This is a genomic window from Clostridium sp. UBA5119 (assembly GCF_002414285.1).
Lineage (GTDB): Bacteria > Bacillota > Clostridia > Clostridiales > Clostridiaceae > Clostridium_J > Clostridium_J sulfidigenes.
In genome coordinates, this window is sequence record NZ_DHYX01000017.1 from 21,770 (window position 1) to 39,830 (window position 18,061).

Sequence of the window (18,061 nt, forward strand, 5' to 3'; positions counted from 1 at the left end):
GCTTTCATGGCAATTCCTATATTTTTACTATTTAGTTGGAGTGTTTTTATTTATTGATGCTAAGGGTTGATCTTCAAAACCTAGAAGATCCGATTCCTCGTTATAGGTATAATCAAATTCTGCATTAGAGATGTTGTTTGCCACAATTGGATCTACAACATGATTTGGAAGCAGTACATAGTCTTCAAGAGAATGTGCTTTTACAGGTTTGGTACTAGCATCTAAAAAGTCTCTTTCATTAGGACCATAAGGTTTTGCACCATTAGACTTAATAGAATTGTTTTTTGAATCCATATAAAATACCTCCTTAAAGTAAGTGGTGATATATTTTTAAATTATATTAAAATACTGAAATGTATTTAATATGTTTAGTTTGCTTCAATACAGTAAATAAATACTAGAAATTTATGGACTTTTATATAACTCTAATTTAAATAAAAATAATCATATGGTAAGGTTAAAAATAGATAAACTAAAAAAATAGAATAATAATTTCTAATATTGACATAATATAATATTAGAATTATAATAACTTTAATGTAATATTAAAAAACCTTATTATTAATTGATCGGTGAGGCGAAGTAAGTAGTATTAAAAACAGATTTTCAGAGAGTGGTAGATGGTGAGATTATCGCAATTATGCTTGATATGAATGGGTCGCTGAGATGTTGGGTGAATTTAAAGTAGTCTAGCACGGATGCTCACGTTATAGAGCTAGGATATGTTTGTATCTGAAAGAGGTGAGATTTTATTATCTCAAGATAGGTGGTACCGCGTGATTTATGCCCTATGGATTTATTCCATAGGGTTTTTATTTACAATTAAATAGAATAATTTTATGGATTGAAAGGAGAAAAAACATGGAAGATAAGAAAAAAGTTATGTTAAGTGGAATTAAGCCTTCTGGCGATTTAACACTAGGAAATTATTTAGGAGCTATAAAAAATTGGGTAAAACTACAAAATGAATATGAATGTTATTTTTTTATTGCAGATTTGCATGCAATTACAGTAAGACAGATACCAGCTGAACTTAGAAAGAGAACTTTAGAAGTACTAGCAATTTATATTGCTGCAGGAATAGATACAGAGAAGAATACACTATTCGTACAATCTCATGTCCCAGCTCATTCTGAAGCTGCATGGCTTTTAACTTGCCATAGCTATATGGGAGAACTAAGTAGAATGACTCAGTATAAGGATAAATCTAAAAATAGTGGAGAAAGTATAGGGGCAGGATTATTTAGTTATCCAGTTATAATGGCTGCTGATGTATTGTTATATCAAACAGATGTAGTTCCAGTTGGAATAGATCAAGTACAGCATTTAGAATTAGCCAGAGATATAGCTGACAGATTTAATAAATTATACAGTCCAACTTTTAAAATACCTGAACCATACGTAGGCAAGGCTGGAGCAAAAATAATGGACCTTCAAAATCCAGAAAAGAAGATGTCTAAGTCGGAAGAAAACCCTAATGGATATATCTTAATATTAGATCCACCAGAAGTCATAAGAAAAAAAATATCCAGAGCTGTAACTGATAGTGTAGGAAAAGTTAAATTCTGTGATGAGCAACCAGGAGTTAAAAATTTAATGACAATTTTAAGCACCATTGAAGGCATATCTATGGAAGAAATAGAAGAAAGATATAAGGGGCAAGGTTATGCCCAATTTAAATTAGATGTAGCAGAGGCTGTAGTTAAGGAACTTGAACCAGTTCAAAGGAAAGTTAAAGAGCTTTTAGATAATAAAGGGAAACTAGAAGAAATCTTCAAAGCTGGAGCAGAAAAGGCAAATTATGTAGCTTCTAAGACTTTAAGAAAGATGCAAAAGAAAATAGGATTAGTTCAGTATTAATACTAAAGGTACTTTATATAAACTACTATTTATTAGTTTATATAAAGTACCTTTTAATCTTTTTTAAAAATTAATATCTACTACCACATCAGTATTTATGGTTAAGATAGTAGGAACTTGATTATGTATATCCTTTGCAGAATCTTAAGAAGTATATAGGAACATCCTCTTTTTCAAAGGAAGAAAAGATTCCATTATCACATATGGTTAAAATGAAATAAAGGAAAAATATATAAATTGTAATAATTTCTTAATGAAATTGTAAGGTTTTTAAATTATAATATAATTATAGTATAATTTTTTAATATAGTATACTTATTAAAAAATTTAATTTATAATGAATTAATACATTATTATTATAATAATTGGGGTGATTAAGTGGATAGAAAAATCTATGTTGTATTGACACAGACAGGAACTTTTTTTTCAAGAGCTATAAAGCTATATACTAGATATAATTATAATCATACATCTATAGCGTTAGATAAAGAATTAAAGCAATTATATAGCTTTGGAAGAAGAAAAATATATTTTCCACTTCATGCTGGTTTTGTTAGAGAACAAATTGATGGAGGAATATTTAAGCTATATAAAAGGACATCCTGTAGAGTTTATGAATTAAGTGTTACAGAAGATGAATACAACGAAGTTAAAGAAATTATAGATCGATTTGAAAGTGAACATGATAGATATAAATATAATTTTTTAGGCATTTTAGCTATAATGTTACACATACCTTATCAAAGAAGATATCATTTTTTATGCTCACAATTTGTGGCTTACGTACTAAAAGAAGGTAAAATCATAAACTTTGATAAAGATGTTTCTTTAGTGAAACCAGAGGATTTCGATGGAATAGAAAAGGGACAAGTAGTTTATAGTGGCTTATTAAGCCATTATGCATACTAAAATTATAATTATATATTTGTGGAATTATATTTATTATTTTAATATTTATTACAATGGCAGTAAGATGAAAATATCTTACTGCTTTATTTTAGTAGAATTTAATTGAAAATGTTAAATTTAGTATGATATTTAAACTAAAATTTTAGTATTAATTTTAAATGTGATATACATAAAAACATTAATAATATTTGTGTTTATATTAATTAATATGGTATTATATAAAATGTGCTAAAAAGAGATACTATATAAATTGAAGATAATTTTAAATTTAAATAAAGGAGTTAAGGTAATGAGTGATTATATAAAGGAGATAGAGAAAAGAAGAACCTTTGCTATAATTTCCCACCCAGATGCAGGTAAAACTACGCTTACTGAAAAATTACTTTTATATGGGGGAGCAATAAGACTAGCAGGATCTGTTAAGGCAAGAAAGACATCTAAGCATGCTGTTTCTGACTGGATGGAAATTGAGAAGAAGAGAGGAATTTCCGTTACATCTTCAGTAATGCAGTTTGGATATGAAGGATATTGTATAAATATATTAGATACCCCAGGACACCAGGACTTTAGTGAAGATACATATAGAACACTTATGGCTGCAGATAGTGCAGTAATGGTTATTGATGGAGCAAAAGGGGTAGAGGATCAAACCAGAAAGCTATTTCATGTTTGTAGTATGAGAGATATTCCAATATTTACTTTTGTAAATAAGATGGATAGAGAAACAAGAGACCCTTTTGAACTTATGGAAGAGATAGAAAATGAATTGGGTATAAAATCATATCCAATAAACTGGCCTATAGGTACAGGTATGCACTTTAAAGGTGTTTATGATAGAAATAATAAACAAATTCAAATTTTTAAAGCTGGAGATCATGGGCAGTTAGAAGTAAGTGAGACTGTTATAGATTTAGAAGATGAATCACAAGCTAGAGAGGCTATAACCGATAGTCTATATGAAAAGTTACTTGAGGACATAGAATTATTAGATATAGCTGGAGATGCCTTTGATGAAGAAAAGGTGAGAGTTGGAGAACTTACCCCTGTATTTTTCGGTAGTGCTTTAACTAATTTTGGTGTAGAACCATTTTTAGAGAACTTCTTAAAGTTAACTACAACCCCATTAGGAAGAAATTCTGATATAGGAAAGATAGAGGCAACAGATGATAACTTTTCTGCTTTTGTGTTTAAAATTCAAGCTAATATGAATAAGGCTCATAGAGATAGAATAGCTTTTATGAGAATATGTTCAGGTCAATTTGAAAAAGGTATGGAAGTTTATCATGTTCAAGGTGGAAATAAAATAAAGCTAGCACAACCTCAACAATTTTTAGCTCAAGATAGAGAAATTGTTGATAATGCTTATGCTGGAGATATTATAGGAGTATTTGATCCAGGTATATTTAGTATAGGTGATACCCTTTGTTCACCAAGCAAGAAGTTTAAATTTGAAGGAATTCCAACCTTCGCACCAGAACACTTTGCAAGGGTTAGAACTGTAGATACTATGAAGAGAAAACAGTTTATAAAGGGTGTAACACAGATAGCCCAAGAGGGAGCAATTCAAGTATTTAAAGAACTTCACATTGGAACAGAACAAATTATAGTAGGAGTTGTAGGAGTTCTTCAATTTGAAGTTTTAGAATTTAGATTAAAAAATGAATATAATGTAGATATAAAAATGGATATGCTTCCATATAGAAATATTAGATGGATTGAAGCTTTAGAAGGTAAAGTTGATGATTTAAGTTTAACAAGTGATTCTAAAGTTGTTAAGGATATTAAAGATAGAGACTTACTTATATTCCAAAATGATTGGGGTATTAGTTGGGCACTAGATCACAATAAGGGCTTAGTTTTATCTAATATTAGTAAAGGTGAATAATAGAAAAATTCCTCAAATTTTTTTGAGGAATTTTTTATTTATCTATTAAATTTATTTTTTACAGTTAGGTATTCTTCTATGTAGTCCATGGCAATAGTTAGAAGAGCTACTGCAATTATCAAATTAATTAAATTTCCTCCCATAACAAAAAATAAACCAATTAAAACTACCAATAGTAAAAAGCTACCAAACCAACGAAGATACATCATATATGTCAATCCTTTCTACATCCAAGTAAAGTAATAAGTTAGATCTTTTGACTATTTTCTCAAAAATATATAGGATTATAAGATCTGAAAGTCAAAGGTAAAATTATTTTGTGTAAAATATTTAATATTATTCTTTTATATTAAAAAATAAGGTTGAAATTCTTTAGATTTAATGTATAATTTAATTGTATGGATACTGAATTTGTTGTATGGGTACAATATTGCATAATCATAAAGGGGGACTTTAAATGAAAGAAAAGGCATCAATAAAAGCATCGAGAAATAGTTTTAGAATCATTGAAATAGTTCAAATAGGACTTATGGCAGCGTTAACATATATCGCAACTGCAGTTATAGCTATACCAGTGGGAGACAATGCAGTTTTACATATAGGTGATGCAGTACTATTTTTATGTGCCATCTTACTAGGAAAAAAAAGAGGAGCTGTGGCTGCTGCTATAGGTATGACATTTTTTGATTTGTTTTCTCCATACTATATATGGGCACCATTTACCTTTATTATAAAAGGAGTCATGGCATATATAGCAGGAGCTATAGTCTATAGAGGTGATTATCAAGGAGATAAATTTTGGAATAACTTATTTGCATTCATTGTAGCAGGAATAGTTATGATTTTGGGATATTTTCTTGCTGGAGGGTGCTTAAATTACTTTGTATATGGAATACCAACTATTGGACAAGGATTTATAGTGGCTTTAAAGGATATACCAGCTAATATACTTCAAGTAGCAGGGGGAATTGCTATAGCATTGCCACTTTCCATACCGTTAAAAAAATATTTAGCTAAATATTTATAATAGATAGAGCATCACTAAAGGTGGTGCTTTATTTTTTTTATTTTGGGGTAAACTAAATTAAATTAAAAAAATAATCTATTGACAATATATAAATCAAGTACTATTATGTAGATATACCCCCTAAGGGGGGAGGGGAGGTAAAAAATGAGTGAAGAAAGAAAAAAAGCTTTACAATTATTAAAAACAGCAAGGGGTCAGATAGATGGGATTATCAAAATGATAGAAGATGGGCGGTATTGTATCGATATTTCTAATCAAATCTTAGCATCACAAGCTTTATTAAAGAAATCAAACTTAGAAATTCTAAAAGGACACTTAAATCATTGTGTTAAGGATGCAGCAATAAATAATAATATGGATGAAAAGATTGTGGAAATAAGNNAAATCATTTAAAATAGAAGGTATGACTTGTTCTGCTTGTGCAAATAGAGTAGAGAGAGCAATTAGTAAGTTAGAGGGGGTTGAAAAAGCAAATGTAAATTTTGCTACAGAAACTTTAACTGTAGATTTTAATAAGGAAAATTTAAATTCTCAAAAGATAGAGGAAGCTGTAGTTAAAGCCGGGTATGGCGTAAAGAAAAATGGAAAAACCTACAATTTTAAAGTAGAAGGCATGACTTGTTCTGCCTGTGCAAATAGAGTAGAAAGAGTAACTAAAAAATTAGATGGAGTAGAAAATGCTACGGTAAATTTTGCCACAGAGAAGCTTACTATTAAAGTGAATGAAGATGAGATATCCTATGGTGATATAAAAGCAGCGGTAGATAAAGCAGGTTATAAGTTAATTAAAGAGGAAGTAAAAGATAAGGAAAAACAAGGAGAGAAAAAAAGTGAAGCTAGTAAATTACTTACAAGGTTCATATCTTCTCTAGTTTTTACAGTTCCACTACTAATTATAACAATGGGTCACATGGTAGGGATGCATCTTCCATCTATAATAGACCCTATGACAAATCCTTTAAACTTTGCATTAATTCAGTTGATACTAACATTACCAGTAATGATAGCTGGATATAAGTTTTATAAGGTAGGACTTAAAAATTTAGTTAAACTAAGTCCTAATATGGACTCATTAATATCCATAGGAACTTTGGCTGCTTTTATATATGGTATATTTGCTATATATAAAATAATGCAAGGAGATCATGAGTATGCAATGCATCTATATTTTGAATCTGCTGCGGTAATACTAACCTTAATAACCTTAGGTAAATATTTAGAAGCAGTATCTAAAGGTAAAACCTCTCAAGCTATAAAGGCTTTAATGGAGTTAGCTCCTAAAACAGCAACTATAATTAGAGATAACAAAGAAATTGTAGTACCTGTAGAAGAGGTTATAGTTGGTGATATAGTACTAGTTAAACCAGGTGAAAAGTTGCCAGTAGATGGAGAAGTTATAGAAGGAAATACATCTATAGATGAATCAATGCTTACAGGAGAGAGCATACCCGTTGAAAAATCTATGGGAAGTAGTGTAATAGGGGCTAGTATTAATAAAACAGGATTTATTAAGTATAAGGCCACTAGAGTTGGTAGAGATACTGCTCTTGCGCAAATAGTTAAGCTAGTAGAAGATGCTCAAGGTTCAAAAGCGCCTATTGCTAAACTAGCAGATGTTATATCAGCCTACTTTGTACCTGTAGTTATAGGTCTTGCTATAATTGCTTCAGTGGGTTGGTTGATTGCTGGTGAAACACCTATATTTTCTCTTACTATATTTATTGCAGTACTGGTTATTGCCTGCCCATGTGCTTTAGGTCTTGCTACTCCAACTGCCATTATGGTGGGAACAGGAAAGGGTGCTGAAAATGGTGTTTTAATTAAGGGTGGAGAACCATTAGAGACTACTTATAAATTAAAAACCATAATATTTGATAAAACAGGAACTATAACAGAGGGAAAACCCAAGGTTACAGATATTATAACTAATGGTGAATCAGAGGAAAAAATTCTTATTTTAGCAGCTAGTGCTGAGAAGGGATCAGAGCATCCACTTGGTGAAGCTATTGTTAAAGATGCAGAGGAAAAAGGTTTGAGCCTTAAAGCAATTGATAAATTTAATGCTATTCCAGGACACGGTATAGAAGTAGAAATAGATAAAAAATCTATTCTTCTAGGAAATAAAAAACTTATGATGGAAAAAAACATTAATATTTCAAGTTTAGATGAAACTTCTGATAGATTAGCTTCAGAGGGAAAAACACCAATGTATATAGCTATAGATGGAAATGCTGCTGGAATTATAGCTGTAGCAGATACTGTTAAAGCAAGTAGTAAAAATGCTATAGAAAGTCTGCATAAAATGGGTATAAAAGTAGCAATGATAACTGGAGATAATAAGAGAACGGCAGATGCAATTGCAAAACAAGTTGGTATAGATATAGTATTATCAGAAGTTTTACCAGAGGATAAAGCAAATGAAGTGAAAAAGCTTCAAGTTGATGGAAATAGAGTAGGCATGGTTGGTGATGGTATTAATGATGCTCCAGCCCTTGCACAGGCTGATATAGGAATAGCAATAGGATCGGGAACAGATGTAGCTATTGAATCAGCAGATATAGTTCTTATGAGAAGTGACTTAATGGATGTAATATCAGCAATAAAGCTAAGCAAAGCAACTATTAAAAATATAAAGGAAAATTTATTCTGGGCCTTTGGTTATAACGTATTAGGAATACCAGTAGCCATGGGAGTATTACACATTTTTGGTGGGCCATTATTAAATCCTATGATAGCTGCAGGAGCTATGAGTCTAAGTTCAGTATCAGTATTATTAAATGCATTGAGACTTAGAAGATTTAAAGCTTAATATTCCTATTTATATAGGAAACTATATAAATAGTTAACTATTTGTTCTGTTTATCAGGGTTTAAAGGCATTTGATAATTTTAATGATAATATTAAATTATCATACTAATATATATTTTAGGAGGAGAAAGTAATGAAAAAGAAAATATTAATTGAAGGAATGAGCTGTAAAAACTGTGTAGCTCACGTAAAAAATGCTCTAGAAGAGTTAGCTGGAGTTTCAGAAGTAGAAGTTAATTTAGAGGGAAAATATGCTTTAGTAGAAGCTACTGAAAGTAATGATGTTTTAAAAGCTACTATAGAAGAAGAAGGATATGATGTAGTAGGCATAGAATAAAATTACTATAAAGTATATAACAGAAAAATAATAAACGTCTTAAAGTTTACTGGATTTTTATGAAAGTAAACTTTAAGGCATTTTTATTACTTATGGTTTTAAGAAGGTATATTTAAGAATAATCTATTATGTATATAAAATAATAATAATGTACTAATTATTCACATATAATTAAAATAACAGAAATATATAAGTTGACAGGAACTGTTGATTAAATATTCTGAATATTATATAATATAACTATTAAAGTTAATGTATTTTATTAAAAAGTTTGGGGGCGTTTAAAATGATTCAAGTATTTTGTAAAGAAAAAGGCTCTGGGAAAACAAAAGCATTAATGAATTTAGCTAATTCAAAGGTAAGTAGCTCAAAAGGAAATCTAGTGTATATCGATGATGACACAAGAGGACTCCTATGTATTCATAAGAACATAAGGTTTATATGTTCTAAAGACTTTAATATTCATAATTATAAAGACTTTTACGGTTTTATATGTGGCATAATATCTAAGGACTATGATGTGGAAAGTATATTTATAGACGGTATTTTGAGTGACATATGCAATGATGCGGATGATTTTAGTTCAATACTAAATAAATTAGAATATTTATCAGAAAAATTTAAAGTTGACTTTTATGCCAACGTTAGTTGTGAAGAAAATAATATACCAGATACTATTAAAAAATATGTTGTTTAGAGAAAATTAGTATTTACTCTTGAAAAATGATAATAATAATAGTAATATGTATTTAAAATAGAATATAGTAAGAGACGATGAAGAAAAGAAGTAATTAAATGAATTTTAAAGAGAGCTGATGGGTGGTGTAAATCAGTAAAGGATTTTAATGAAATACATTTTAGAGTCTTAGGTCGAAGTAGTAGTAGGCTGTTACGGTTTCCTAACGTTATTAAGGAAGAGAATGATTTAAATTCTTTTAAAGATTTTAAATTATAAATTTGGGTGGTACCACGGAAATTTTCGTCCCTAGTATTTTTATACTAGGGACTTTTTTAGTTTCTTAATTATATTTGTTAAAATTGAAATTATAGCCGAAGATTAAAGTAAAAAACTATAAGATGTTGGAGGAAATTATGGAAAATTACAATGTATATGACGTTTTAAAGGAACGTGGATTTTTAAAACAATTAACACATGAAGAAGAAATGAAAGAAATATTTGCAAAGGAAAAGGTAGCTTTTTATATAGGATTTGATCCCACAGCAGATAGTCTTCATATAGGACACTTTATTGCTATGATGTTTATGTCTCATATGCAAAAGGCAGGGCATAGACCCATAGCTTTAGTTGGTGGTGGTACTGCAATGATAGGTGATCCATCAGGTAGAACAGATATGAGNNAAAATGCTAACTAAAGAGGAAATTGATCACAATATATCTTGTATAAAGGGTCAACTTTCAAGGCTAATAGACTTTAGTGATGATAAAGCAATCTTAGAAAATAATGCAGACTGGCTTTTAGATTTAAATTATGTGGATTTTATAAGAGATATAGGTTCACACTTCTCAGTTAATAGAATGCTTACTGCTGAGTGCTTTAAACAAAGATTAGAAAAAGGATTGTCATTCCTAGAGTTTAACTACATGTTAATGCAAGGATATGATTTCTACGTATTGAATAAAAAATATGATTGCACAATGGAATTAGGTGGAGATGACCAGTGGTCAAATATATTAGCTGGAATGGAACTTATCAGAAGAAAAGAAGGTAAATCAGCTTATGGTATGACATGTTCACTACTTACAAATAGTGAAGGAAATAAGATGGGTAAAACAGCCAATGGAGCAGTATGGCTTGATCCTAATAAAACATCACCATTTGAATTCTACCAGTACTGGAGAAATATTGATGATGCAGATGTGGAGAAGTGTCTATGCCTACTAACATTTGTTCCAATGGATGAAGTAAGAAGACTTTCAGCTTTAGAAGGAGCAGAAATTAATGAAGCTAAAAAGGTTCTTGCTTATGAGGTTACAAAACTAATCCATGGAGAAGAAGAAGCAGAGGGAGCTAAAAAGGCTGCAGAAGCTCTATTTAGTGGTGGAGTAGACATGAGCAATGTACCTACAGTAGAAATTGCTGAAGATATGAAATCTGCTTTAATTCTTGATATAATAGCACAAACAGGTATTGTTCCATCTAAGAAAGAAGGAAGAAGACTTATAGAGCAAGGTGGACTTACTATAAATGATATAAAAATAGAAGATGTTAATGAAACATTTAATGAAAGCTACCTAGAAAAGGATGGATATGCCTTAATAAAAAGAGGAAAGAAAAAATTTTATAAATTAGTGATAGCTTAGTAAAAAAATTTATGAGTATGCCTAATGGTATACTCATTGTTTTTGTAATATACTTCACTAAAATGAAAATGATACGATTAGTTTAATAGGGGGTGAAGTCTATGTCAAATGTATGGAAAATTAATATGGTACAAAACTATACAACAAGAGATGATTTTAACAAGCTCACCTTTAAAAAAGGAGATTCATTTTCTGCTAGAATTTTAAGGTTAGAGGGAAGTACAACTGATGTTATAATAAAGTTACTTGATGGAAGAGTATTTCCGGCAAGGGTAGATGGAGAAATACTTCAAGAAAATTTAGATGATTATATGTTTAAATTTCAACTAGATGGATTTGAAGGAGGAAAATTCCTTCTTAGTATATTAGAATCAAATGTTATAGATAGCCTTGGGAACAATGGTGACTCAGCTATTAAAGATCCATTAATGGAAGAACTCCTTAAGAATTTAGATTTTCCAGTAGGCAAAGAGGATGTGCCTATATTAAAATCTATGCTTAAGAACAATATTCCAATTACAGAAGAAAATCTTTTAGAAATTAAGGGACTTAAGGAATTTATAGATCAAAGCAATAATTCTCCTAAGGATTTAAATAAATTTATTGATAAATTTATAGAAGCTAAAGGAATACAAAATAATAGTTCTGAAGCTAAACAAATAAAAGAAACTTTAGGTAGAGTTTTAAATGAAATTAAGAATTTAAAGATAGATGATGTATTTGTTATGAAAGCTCTAGATATAAAGCTAAATGAACATAATATCAAAGCTTTTTCAAAGGTTATCTCTAATGAATACAGTATTTTACCAGAGATAAAGGAAACTACCAATGTTATTAAAGAGCAGATTATTGGCAATATTAATAAAGATACACAGGGAGAAGTTATTGTTAATAGAAATTCAACTTTCAATGAAGGCGATAAATTAATGTATTCTAAAAAAGATAGTTCTCAACCTATGGTATCAATAAATGAAAGCTTAGAAAGTAAAGAAGTTATATTATCATCAGAAAAGATGATAAACAAAGAAGGAAAGCATTCTAATGATATTATAAATGAAAGAACAATAGGAATAGTCAATGATGAAGATGATCTACTGGTGAAAGTGGCATCTCACGGCAAGGACGAAGTAGATAGCACTAATAAACTCTTTAAGCAGCTTAAATCAGATGTCATGGTAGATAGAAGTATAACCAGCACTATGGTAAAGGATGAATTAAGAGAAAAGATATCCTTTATAAAAAATGATTTATTGGAATTAATTAAGTTATCCCAGAAAGAAACTAGTACTTTTAATAATGTGATTCAAAACTTAGAAACCAAGTTTCAAGAGTTTAAAATGTTTAATACAATAAATAATAATTATTATTTTCTCAATGTTCCACTGGATATGAAAGATAAGGAATATGATTGTAAGCTAATTATTAAGGATGAAAGAAGTAAAGGAAAAAAGTTAGATACTGAAAATATTAAAATAGCGGCTAGTGTAGCCACTGTAAATATGGAAAAAGTAGATGCTTATTTAACTGTTAATAAAAATTCGGCCACTATTGAAATAGAAAGTGAAGCCACATATGTAAAGACATTAGAAAGATTTAAGGGGAAGTTAATTAACGACTTAATGGATAGTAAGTATATGTTTAATATTTTTATAAAAGAGAAAAAACATGATTTTTCTTTTTCAAATTGCAGAAGTTTCTTTGAAGATGATGATTTCACTACAATTAATACTAGAGTTTAGCTAGGAGTGTGCTTATATGGAAGATAGAAAGAGAAAAAAAGCAGCGGCTTTAAAATATGAATATGGGCAGAATGCTCCAAAGGTTACAGCAGCAGGTATGGGTAATGTAGCTGATAAAATTCTTGAAGAAGCAGAAAAAAGTGATGTACCTATTGTATATAATGATGAATTAGCAGATATGCTTACTAAAGTGGATATAGATAGTGAGATTCCTTATGAGCTTTATGATGTAGTGGCAAAGGTTATAGCCTATGTTATGGAGATAGATAATAAGTACAAATAAATTTAAATAAAAAGATTATGAAATAGATAGTAGGTGGTTAAGTGGCATTATATGCAATTTCAGATCTTCATCTAGCCTCCACAGGAGAAAAGCCTATGGATATATTTGGGGAAAAGTGGAGCAATCATGATGAAAAAATAAAAGAAAATTGGAATAGAATTGTGAAGGATGAAGATACAGTATTAGTAGCAGGGGATATTTCATGGTCTATGAATATGGAAAATGGCAAGGCTGATTTAGAATTTATAAATAATCTTCCGGGGAGAAAAATATTTGTTAGGGGAAACCATGACTATTGGTGGACTGGAATTACTAAGCTTAATTCTATGTTTCAGAGAATGGAGTTTATCCAAAATAATTTTTTCGTATATGAGGATTATGCTATATGTGGAAGTAGGGGATGGATTTTAAAGAATAATCCCAAATTTAATTCTCACGATAAAAAAATCTATGATAGAGAACTTATAAGATTAAGATTTTCCATAGATGCAGCCATAAAAAGTGGTTTTAAAAAAATAATATGTATGATTCATTATCCACCTATATTTCCTAATATGCAGGAAAATGAATTTTTAGAAATGTTTAAGGAATATAAAGTGGATAAGGTAATCTATGGACATCTTCATGGTGGAGGACTTTTAAATGTTTTTGAAGGAGAAAAAGATGGGGTTGAGTATATTTTAACATCCTGTGATTATATAGATTTTGCTCCTATTAAGATTTTAGATTAATAAAAAATTCAATAAAAGTCATATAAAATACCATAAAAAATACCATTATATGATATAATTAAATACGGATTAATAGAATTGGTTAGTAAAGGAATGACATATATGGCAGTTATTGAGTGGAAGAGTTTTTTAATTCCATACGACCAAGCAGTAGAGGAATTAAAAGTAAAGTTTAGAAGTATAAGAAGAGAATTAAGAAAGAAAAATGAATACTCACCTATTGAATTTGTAACGGGTAGGGTTAAAGAGGTTTCCAGTATACTAGAGAAAGCTAATAAATTTGATATACCTTTAGATAGAATCCAGTATGAAATGGAAGACATTGCTGGACTGAGAATCATGTGCCAATTTGTAGATGATATAGATAAAGTAGTAAATATAATACGTGAAAGAAAAGACATGCATATAATTTATGAAAAAGATTATGTTACTAATGTAAAATCTAGTGGTTATAGAAGTTACCATATGATTATAAAGTATCCAGTAAATATGGCATCTGGAATGTGTGAAGTGCTTGCTGAATTTCAAATAAGAACTTTGGCAATGAACTTCTGGGCTACAGTGGAACATTCTTTAAACTATAAATATAAGCATGCTATACCAATAGACATTAAAGGAAAGCTTAAAAATGCAGCAGATGCAGCCTTTAACTTAGATACAGAAATGTTAGCAATAAAAGATGAAATAAAGGATGCTCAAAAGCTATTTGAGGTAAAATCTTCTTTAGTAAGTAATATAGTGGAAAATATATTAACTATATCTTCCCTAGGGAAAACTGGAGAAGCATCAAGGTTTACAGAAGAGCTTAATAAGTTATTAGAAGTAGGAGATGTATTTGAACTTACAAGCCTATTAGAAGAAACTAAAAAGGTTCTTGAAAGGTACAAATAATTCATTGGTACAAAAGTTTTATATTCCTCATATGATGATATAAGCAATATTTCATGAGGTATAAAATGAGTGAGCAATTAATTAAATTTCAATCAACTACTTATGGAGATAAGTATGTAGATGCTAAGGTTGAAACTGGTGATGATAACAGAAGTGTTATCTATGGTAGAGTAATTGATAAGAATAATAAACCAATTAGTGATGCAGTAGTAAAGTTAATCATACTTGAAGATCCAAATGACCCATTAAGTATATTACCTATAACCCATACTTTTACAGATGAATATGGTCAATTTTTATTTGGTCCATTACCACCAAATAAGACCTATCTAATAAAAATATGGCATGATGATATTTATGTTAGGCCTATTACCATAAAAGATAAAGAGGCAAGACATAGTTGCATAACCATAAGAGAAGGTAAAAATTCTGATAATAGTGAAAGAAAATTACCAATAAATCATAGTGAAAAATAAAACAGAGGATATTTTCCTCTGTTTTTTATAATTAGATTAATTAGCTACTATATTTACAAGTCTACCTTTAATAACTATAACTTTTCTTACAGTTTTTCCTTCAAGGTTAGATTTTATTGTTTCATCATTTAAAGATGCTTCTTTTATTTCATCCTCAGAAGAAGAGGTTGCGACATTTATTTTTGCTTTAATTTTACCATTAATTTGAATAGCAATTTCTACTTCATCTTTAACTAAAGCAGCTGGATTAAATTCCGGCCACTTTTCATTAAATACTGAGTAGCCCATCCCAAGGTTTTCCCATTGTTCTTCACTGAAGTGAGGAGCAAAAGGAGCTAAAAGCTTAATATAATCAACTAATACTTCTTTTAAGAAATCAGTATTTTTAACAGCTTCATTTAGGTACTTATTAAGAGCATTGGTAAGCTCCATAAGTCTTGCAATGGCAGTGTTGAATTGAAGCTTTTCAGCATCCTCACTAACACCTCTAATTGCAAAGTGTCTCCAGAAGTTAAGCTCTTTTTCAGGTGCTTCTATTACATTTTTAGAAGACTTATTACAGTTGATTTCTGGAATTGATGTATCAAGGGTTCTTTCTATTCTATCTACAAATCTACCAATAGATTTTAATCCATCATCACTCCAAGCGCCGCCATCAGTGTATCCAAATCCAAACATTAGGTACATTCTAAACACATCAGAGCCATACTCTTTAATGTAGTCATCAGGAGATATTGTATTACCTTTAGATTTACTCATTTTCTGTCCATCTGGTCCTAAGATTAAGCCTTGATGAGTTAATGATAGAAATGGTTCATCAAAGGTTAGAAGTCCCATATCTCTAAGAGCCTTAGTGATAAATCTTGCATATAGAAGGTGCATACAAGCATGTTCAGGGCCACCTACATATTTATCTACTGGAAGCATCTTATTTATTATTTCACTATCAAATACTTTTTCACTATTTTTATTATCTGCATATCTCAAATAATAGAAAGATGAACATACAAAGGTATCTAAAGTATCTTCATCACGGTGTGCAGCACATCCACACTTAGGACAAGTTACATTTATAAAGTCTTCAGATTTTGCAAGTGGAGATTTTCCATCTGGTGCAAACTCTACATTGTATGGAAGTTCTACAGGTAATTGAGCTTCTGGCACTGGAACAGTTCCACACTTATCACAATGAATCATTGGAATTGGAGCACCCCAATATCTTTGTCTAGAAACTAACCAGTCACGTAGTCTGTAGTTAACTTGTTTTTTACCAAGACCTAACTTTTCAAGCTCTGCAACCACTGCATCCTTAGCTTCTTCTCCCTTAAGACCATTAAATTTTCCACTATTCATCATTGGACCATATTCAGTGAATGGAAGAGCATCTACACCTTCTATAACTCTCCCTATAGGAAGATTATATTTTTGTGCAAAAGTATAGTCACGGTCATCATGAGCTGGAACTGCCATTACTGCACCTGTACCATAAGTATTAAGTACATAGTCTCCAACCCATATTGGAATCTCACGGCCATTTATAGGATTTATAGCATAGGAACCAGTGAATACTCCTGTTTTTTCTCTAGAGATAGATTGTCTTTCTATATCACTTTGCTTTGCAGATGTTTCTTTATAAGCTTCAATAGCAGCCTTATTTTCTTCTGTAGTAAGCTTTTCAACTAATTCATTTTCAGGAGCAAGAACAACGTAGCTAACTCCAAATAAAGTATCAACTCTTGTGGTAAATGTGTTGAATTCAATATTAGAATCCTTAACTTTAAAAGTTACTTCTGAACCAGTTGATCTTCCAATCCAGTGCTTTTGCATAGCTTTAGTTTTTTCTGGCCAATCAAGACCATCAAGTTTTTCTAAAAGCTCATCTGCATAGTCTGTGATTTTAAGGAACCATTGAGTTAAGTTTTTCTTTGTTACTTCACTTTCACATCTTTCACAATGACCTTCTACAACTTGCTCATTTGCAAGTACTGTGTTACAGCTAGGGCACCAGTTTACTGGAGCATTTTTTCTGTAAGCAAGACCTTTTTCATACAATTTTAAGAATAACCATTGGGTCCACTTATAATAATCTGGTCTGCAAGTAACAACTTCATTTTCCCAGTTGAACATTGCACCCATTGCTTTAAGTTGTTTTTCCATAGTTTTAATATTTTTATCTGTGGAATCTTTAGGATGTATTCCAGTTTTAATTGCAAAGTTTTCTGCTGGAAGACCAAAAGCATCAAAGCCCATTGGTTGGAATACGTTATATCCTTGCATTCTCTTCATTCTAGCCCATGAATCTACTGGTCCGTAGTTAAACCAGTGTCCTGCATGTAATTGGCTTCCTGAAGGGTATGAGAACATTTCAAGAACGTATAATTTTTTATTCATATTGTTTTCATCAAATTTATATAGGTTTGTTTCTTCCCATTTATCCTGCCATCTTTTATCTGTAGCAGTTCCATATTTAGCCATAGTAATCCTCCTTGTTTGATAAATATCAAATATTATTTTAAATAAAAAAAGCTTTCATCTCTTATGAAAGAGACGAAAACTATAATTCCGCGGTACCACTCTATTTAGACCATAAAGGTCTCCCTTGATAATATAACGGTTAAATCCGTACTTGCTTTTAACAAGTAAGCTCCTAGGCAAGTTCATATAAGCTTATTACTACATTACACCAAGCTGTAGCTCTCTTCAAATAAGTAATTATATTACTACTCCTCATCACTGCAATAAATAATTAAGTTTTTAAAAATTATACATTAAGAGTTAAGTAAATGTCAAGG

Annotated in this window: 16 protein-coding genes, 1 pseudogene and 3 other annotated features; of the genes and pseudogenes, 14 read left to right on the forward strand and 3 right to left on the reverse strand. The window is 30.4% G+C overall.

Annotated features, from left to right (window positions below; all coding sequences use genetic code 11):
* Nucleotides 1-27: 27 nt before the first annotated feature.
* On the reverse strand, nt 28-294 hold the full coding sequence (locus tag B2671_RS02475; RefSeq protein ID WP_346868996.1) for a hypothetical protein: 267 nt from the start codon (nt 292-294) through the stop codon (nt 28-30).
* A gap of 269 nt (nt 295-563) precedes the next feature.
* Nucleotides 564-794 (forward strand) — a binding site (T-box leader).
* A 67-nt stretch (nt 795-861) separates the two neighbouring features.
* Here B2671_RS02475 and trpS point away from each other — a divergent pair.
* The 3 genes from trpS to B2671_RS02490 all read left to right on the forward strand — a co-directional run bounded on the left by trpS (nt 862) and on the right by B2671_RS02490 (nt 4,654).
* Nucleotides 862-1,860: a tryptophan--tRNA ligase gene (trpS, locus tag B2671_RS02480; protein ID WP_346868997.1), complete on the forward strand. Its 999-nt coding sequence runs from the start codon at nt 862-864 to the stop codon at nt 1,858-1,860.
* A 378-nt stretch (nt 1,861-2,238) separates the two neighbouring features.
* The gene (locus B2671_RS02485; protein WP_346868998.1) at nt 2,239-2,769 is read left to right on the forward strand and encodes a hypothetical protein; all 531 of its coding nucleotides are present in this window, start codon (nt 2,239-2,241) and stop codon (nt 2,767-2,769) included.
* Nucleotides 2,770-3,058: 289 nt separating this feature from the next.
* A complete protein-coding gene (locus tag B2671_RS02490; protein ID WP_346868999.1) occupies nt 3,059-4,654 on the forward strand; it encodes a peptide chain release factor 3 in 1,596 nt (531 codons plus the stop codon).
* Between the two features lie 38 nt (nt 4,655-4,692).
* Here the strand turns inward: B2671_RS02490 and B2671_RS02495 are convergent, their stop codons facing one another.
* Nucleotides 4,693-4,863, reverse strand: a complete 171-nt coding sequence (locus B2671_RS02495; protein WP_346869000.1) for a hypothetical protein — start codon at nt 4,861-4,863, stop codon at nt 4,693-4,695.
* A gap of 248 nt (nt 4,864-5,111) precedes the next feature.
* Here B2671_RS02495 and B2671_RS02500 point away from each other — a divergent pair, with 248 nt between their 5' ends.
* From B2671_RS02500 to B2671_RS02550, 11 genes and pseudogenes are all read left to right on the forward strand, one after another.
* Nucleotides 5,112-5,681, forward strand: a complete 570-nt coding sequence (locus tag B2671_RS02500; RefSeq protein ID WP_346869001.1) for an ECF transporter S component — start codon at nt 5,112-5,114, stop codon at nt 5,679-5,681.
* A 144-nt stretch (nt 5,682-5,825) separates the two neighbouring features.
* Nucleotides 5,826-6,074 carry a metal-sensing transcriptional repressor gene (locus B2671_RS02505; protein ID WP_346869002.1) on the forward strand — a complete coding sequence of 83 codons (249 nt, stop codon included), beginning with the start codon at nt 5,826-5,828 and terminating at the stop codon, nt 6,072-6,074.
* Nucleotides 6,075-6,084: 10 nt separating this feature from the next.
* Complete coding sequence (locus B2671_RS02510; RefSeq protein ID WP_346869003.1) at nt 6,085-8,490, forward strand: heavy metal translocating P-type ATPase; 2,406 nt, start codon at nt 6,085-6,087, stop codon at nt 8,488-8,490.
* Nucleotides 8,491-8,622: 132 nt separating this feature from the next.
* Nucleotides 8,623-8,826, forward strand: a complete 204-nt coding sequence (locus B2671_RS02515; RefSeq protein WP_035132469.1) for a heavy-metal-associated domain-containing protein — start codon at nt 8,623-8,625, stop codon at nt 8,824-8,826.
* A 286-nt stretch (nt 8,827-9,112) separates the two neighbouring features.
* The gene (locus tag B2671_RS02520; RefSeq protein WP_346869004.1) at nt 9,113-9,523 is read left to right on the forward strand and encodes a hypothetical protein; all 411 of its coding nucleotides are present in this window, start codon (nt 9,113-9,115) and stop codon (nt 9,521-9,523) included.
* Between the two features lie 68 nt (nt 9,524-9,591).
* Nucleotides 9,592-9,816, forward strand: a binding site (T-box leader).
* A 102-nt stretch (nt 9,817-9,918) separates the two neighbouring features.
* Nucleotides 9,919-11,149: pseudogene (tyrS, locus tag B2671_RS02525) on the forward strand (tyrosine--tRNA ligase).
* A 101-nt stretch (nt 11,150-11,250) separates the two neighbouring features.
* Nucleotides 11,251-12,888 (forward strand): hypothetical protein, encoded by a 1,638-nt coding sequence (locus B2671_RS02530; RefSeq protein WP_346869005.1) that lies wholly within the window; start codon nt 11,251-11,253, stop codon nt 12,886-12,888.
* Nucleotides 12,889-12,904: 16 nt separating this feature from the next.
* Nucleotides 12,905-13,171, forward strand: coding sequence for an EscU/YscU/HrcU family type III secretion system export apparatus switch protein (locus B2671_RS02535; protein WP_346848949.1), 267 nt, complete (start codon nt 12,905-12,907; stop codon nt 13,169-13,171).
* A 41-nt stretch (nt 13,172-13,212) separates the two neighbouring features.
* Nucleotides 13,213-13,902 (forward strand): metallophosphoesterase, encoded by a 690-nt coding sequence (locus B2671_RS02540; RefSeq protein ID WP_346869006.1) that lies wholly within the window; start codon nt 13,213-13,215, stop codon nt 13,900-13,902.
* Between the two features lie 102 nt (nt 13,903-14,004).
* The gene (locus B2671_RS02545; protein WP_346869007.1) at nt 14,005-14,793 is read left to right on the forward strand and encodes a GTP pyrophosphokinase family protein; all 789 of its coding nucleotides are present in this window, start codon (nt 14,005-14,007) and stop codon (nt 14,791-14,793) included.
* Nucleotides 14,794-14,858: 65 nt separating this feature from the next.
* Nucleotides 14,859-15,269: a carboxypeptidase-like regulatory domain-containing protein gene (locus tag B2671_RS02550; protein WP_346869008.1), complete on the forward strand. Its 411-nt coding sequence runs from the start codon at nt 14,859-14,861 to the stop codon at nt 15,267-15,269.
* Between the two features lie 36 nt (nt 15,270-15,305).
* Here B2671_RS02550 and leuS read toward each other — a convergent pair whose 3' ends face one another.
* The gene (gene leuS / locus B2671_RS02555; protein ID WP_346869009.1) at nt 15,306-17,744 is read right to left on the reverse strand and encodes a leucine--tRNA ligase; all 2,439 of its coding nucleotides are present in this window, start codon (nt 17,742-17,744) and stop codon (nt 15,306-15,308) included.
* A 65-nt stretch (nt 17,745-17,809) separates the two neighbouring features.
* Nucleotides 17,810-18,012, reverse strand: a binding site (T-box leader).
* Nucleotides 18,013-18,061 lie beyond the last annotated feature (49 nt).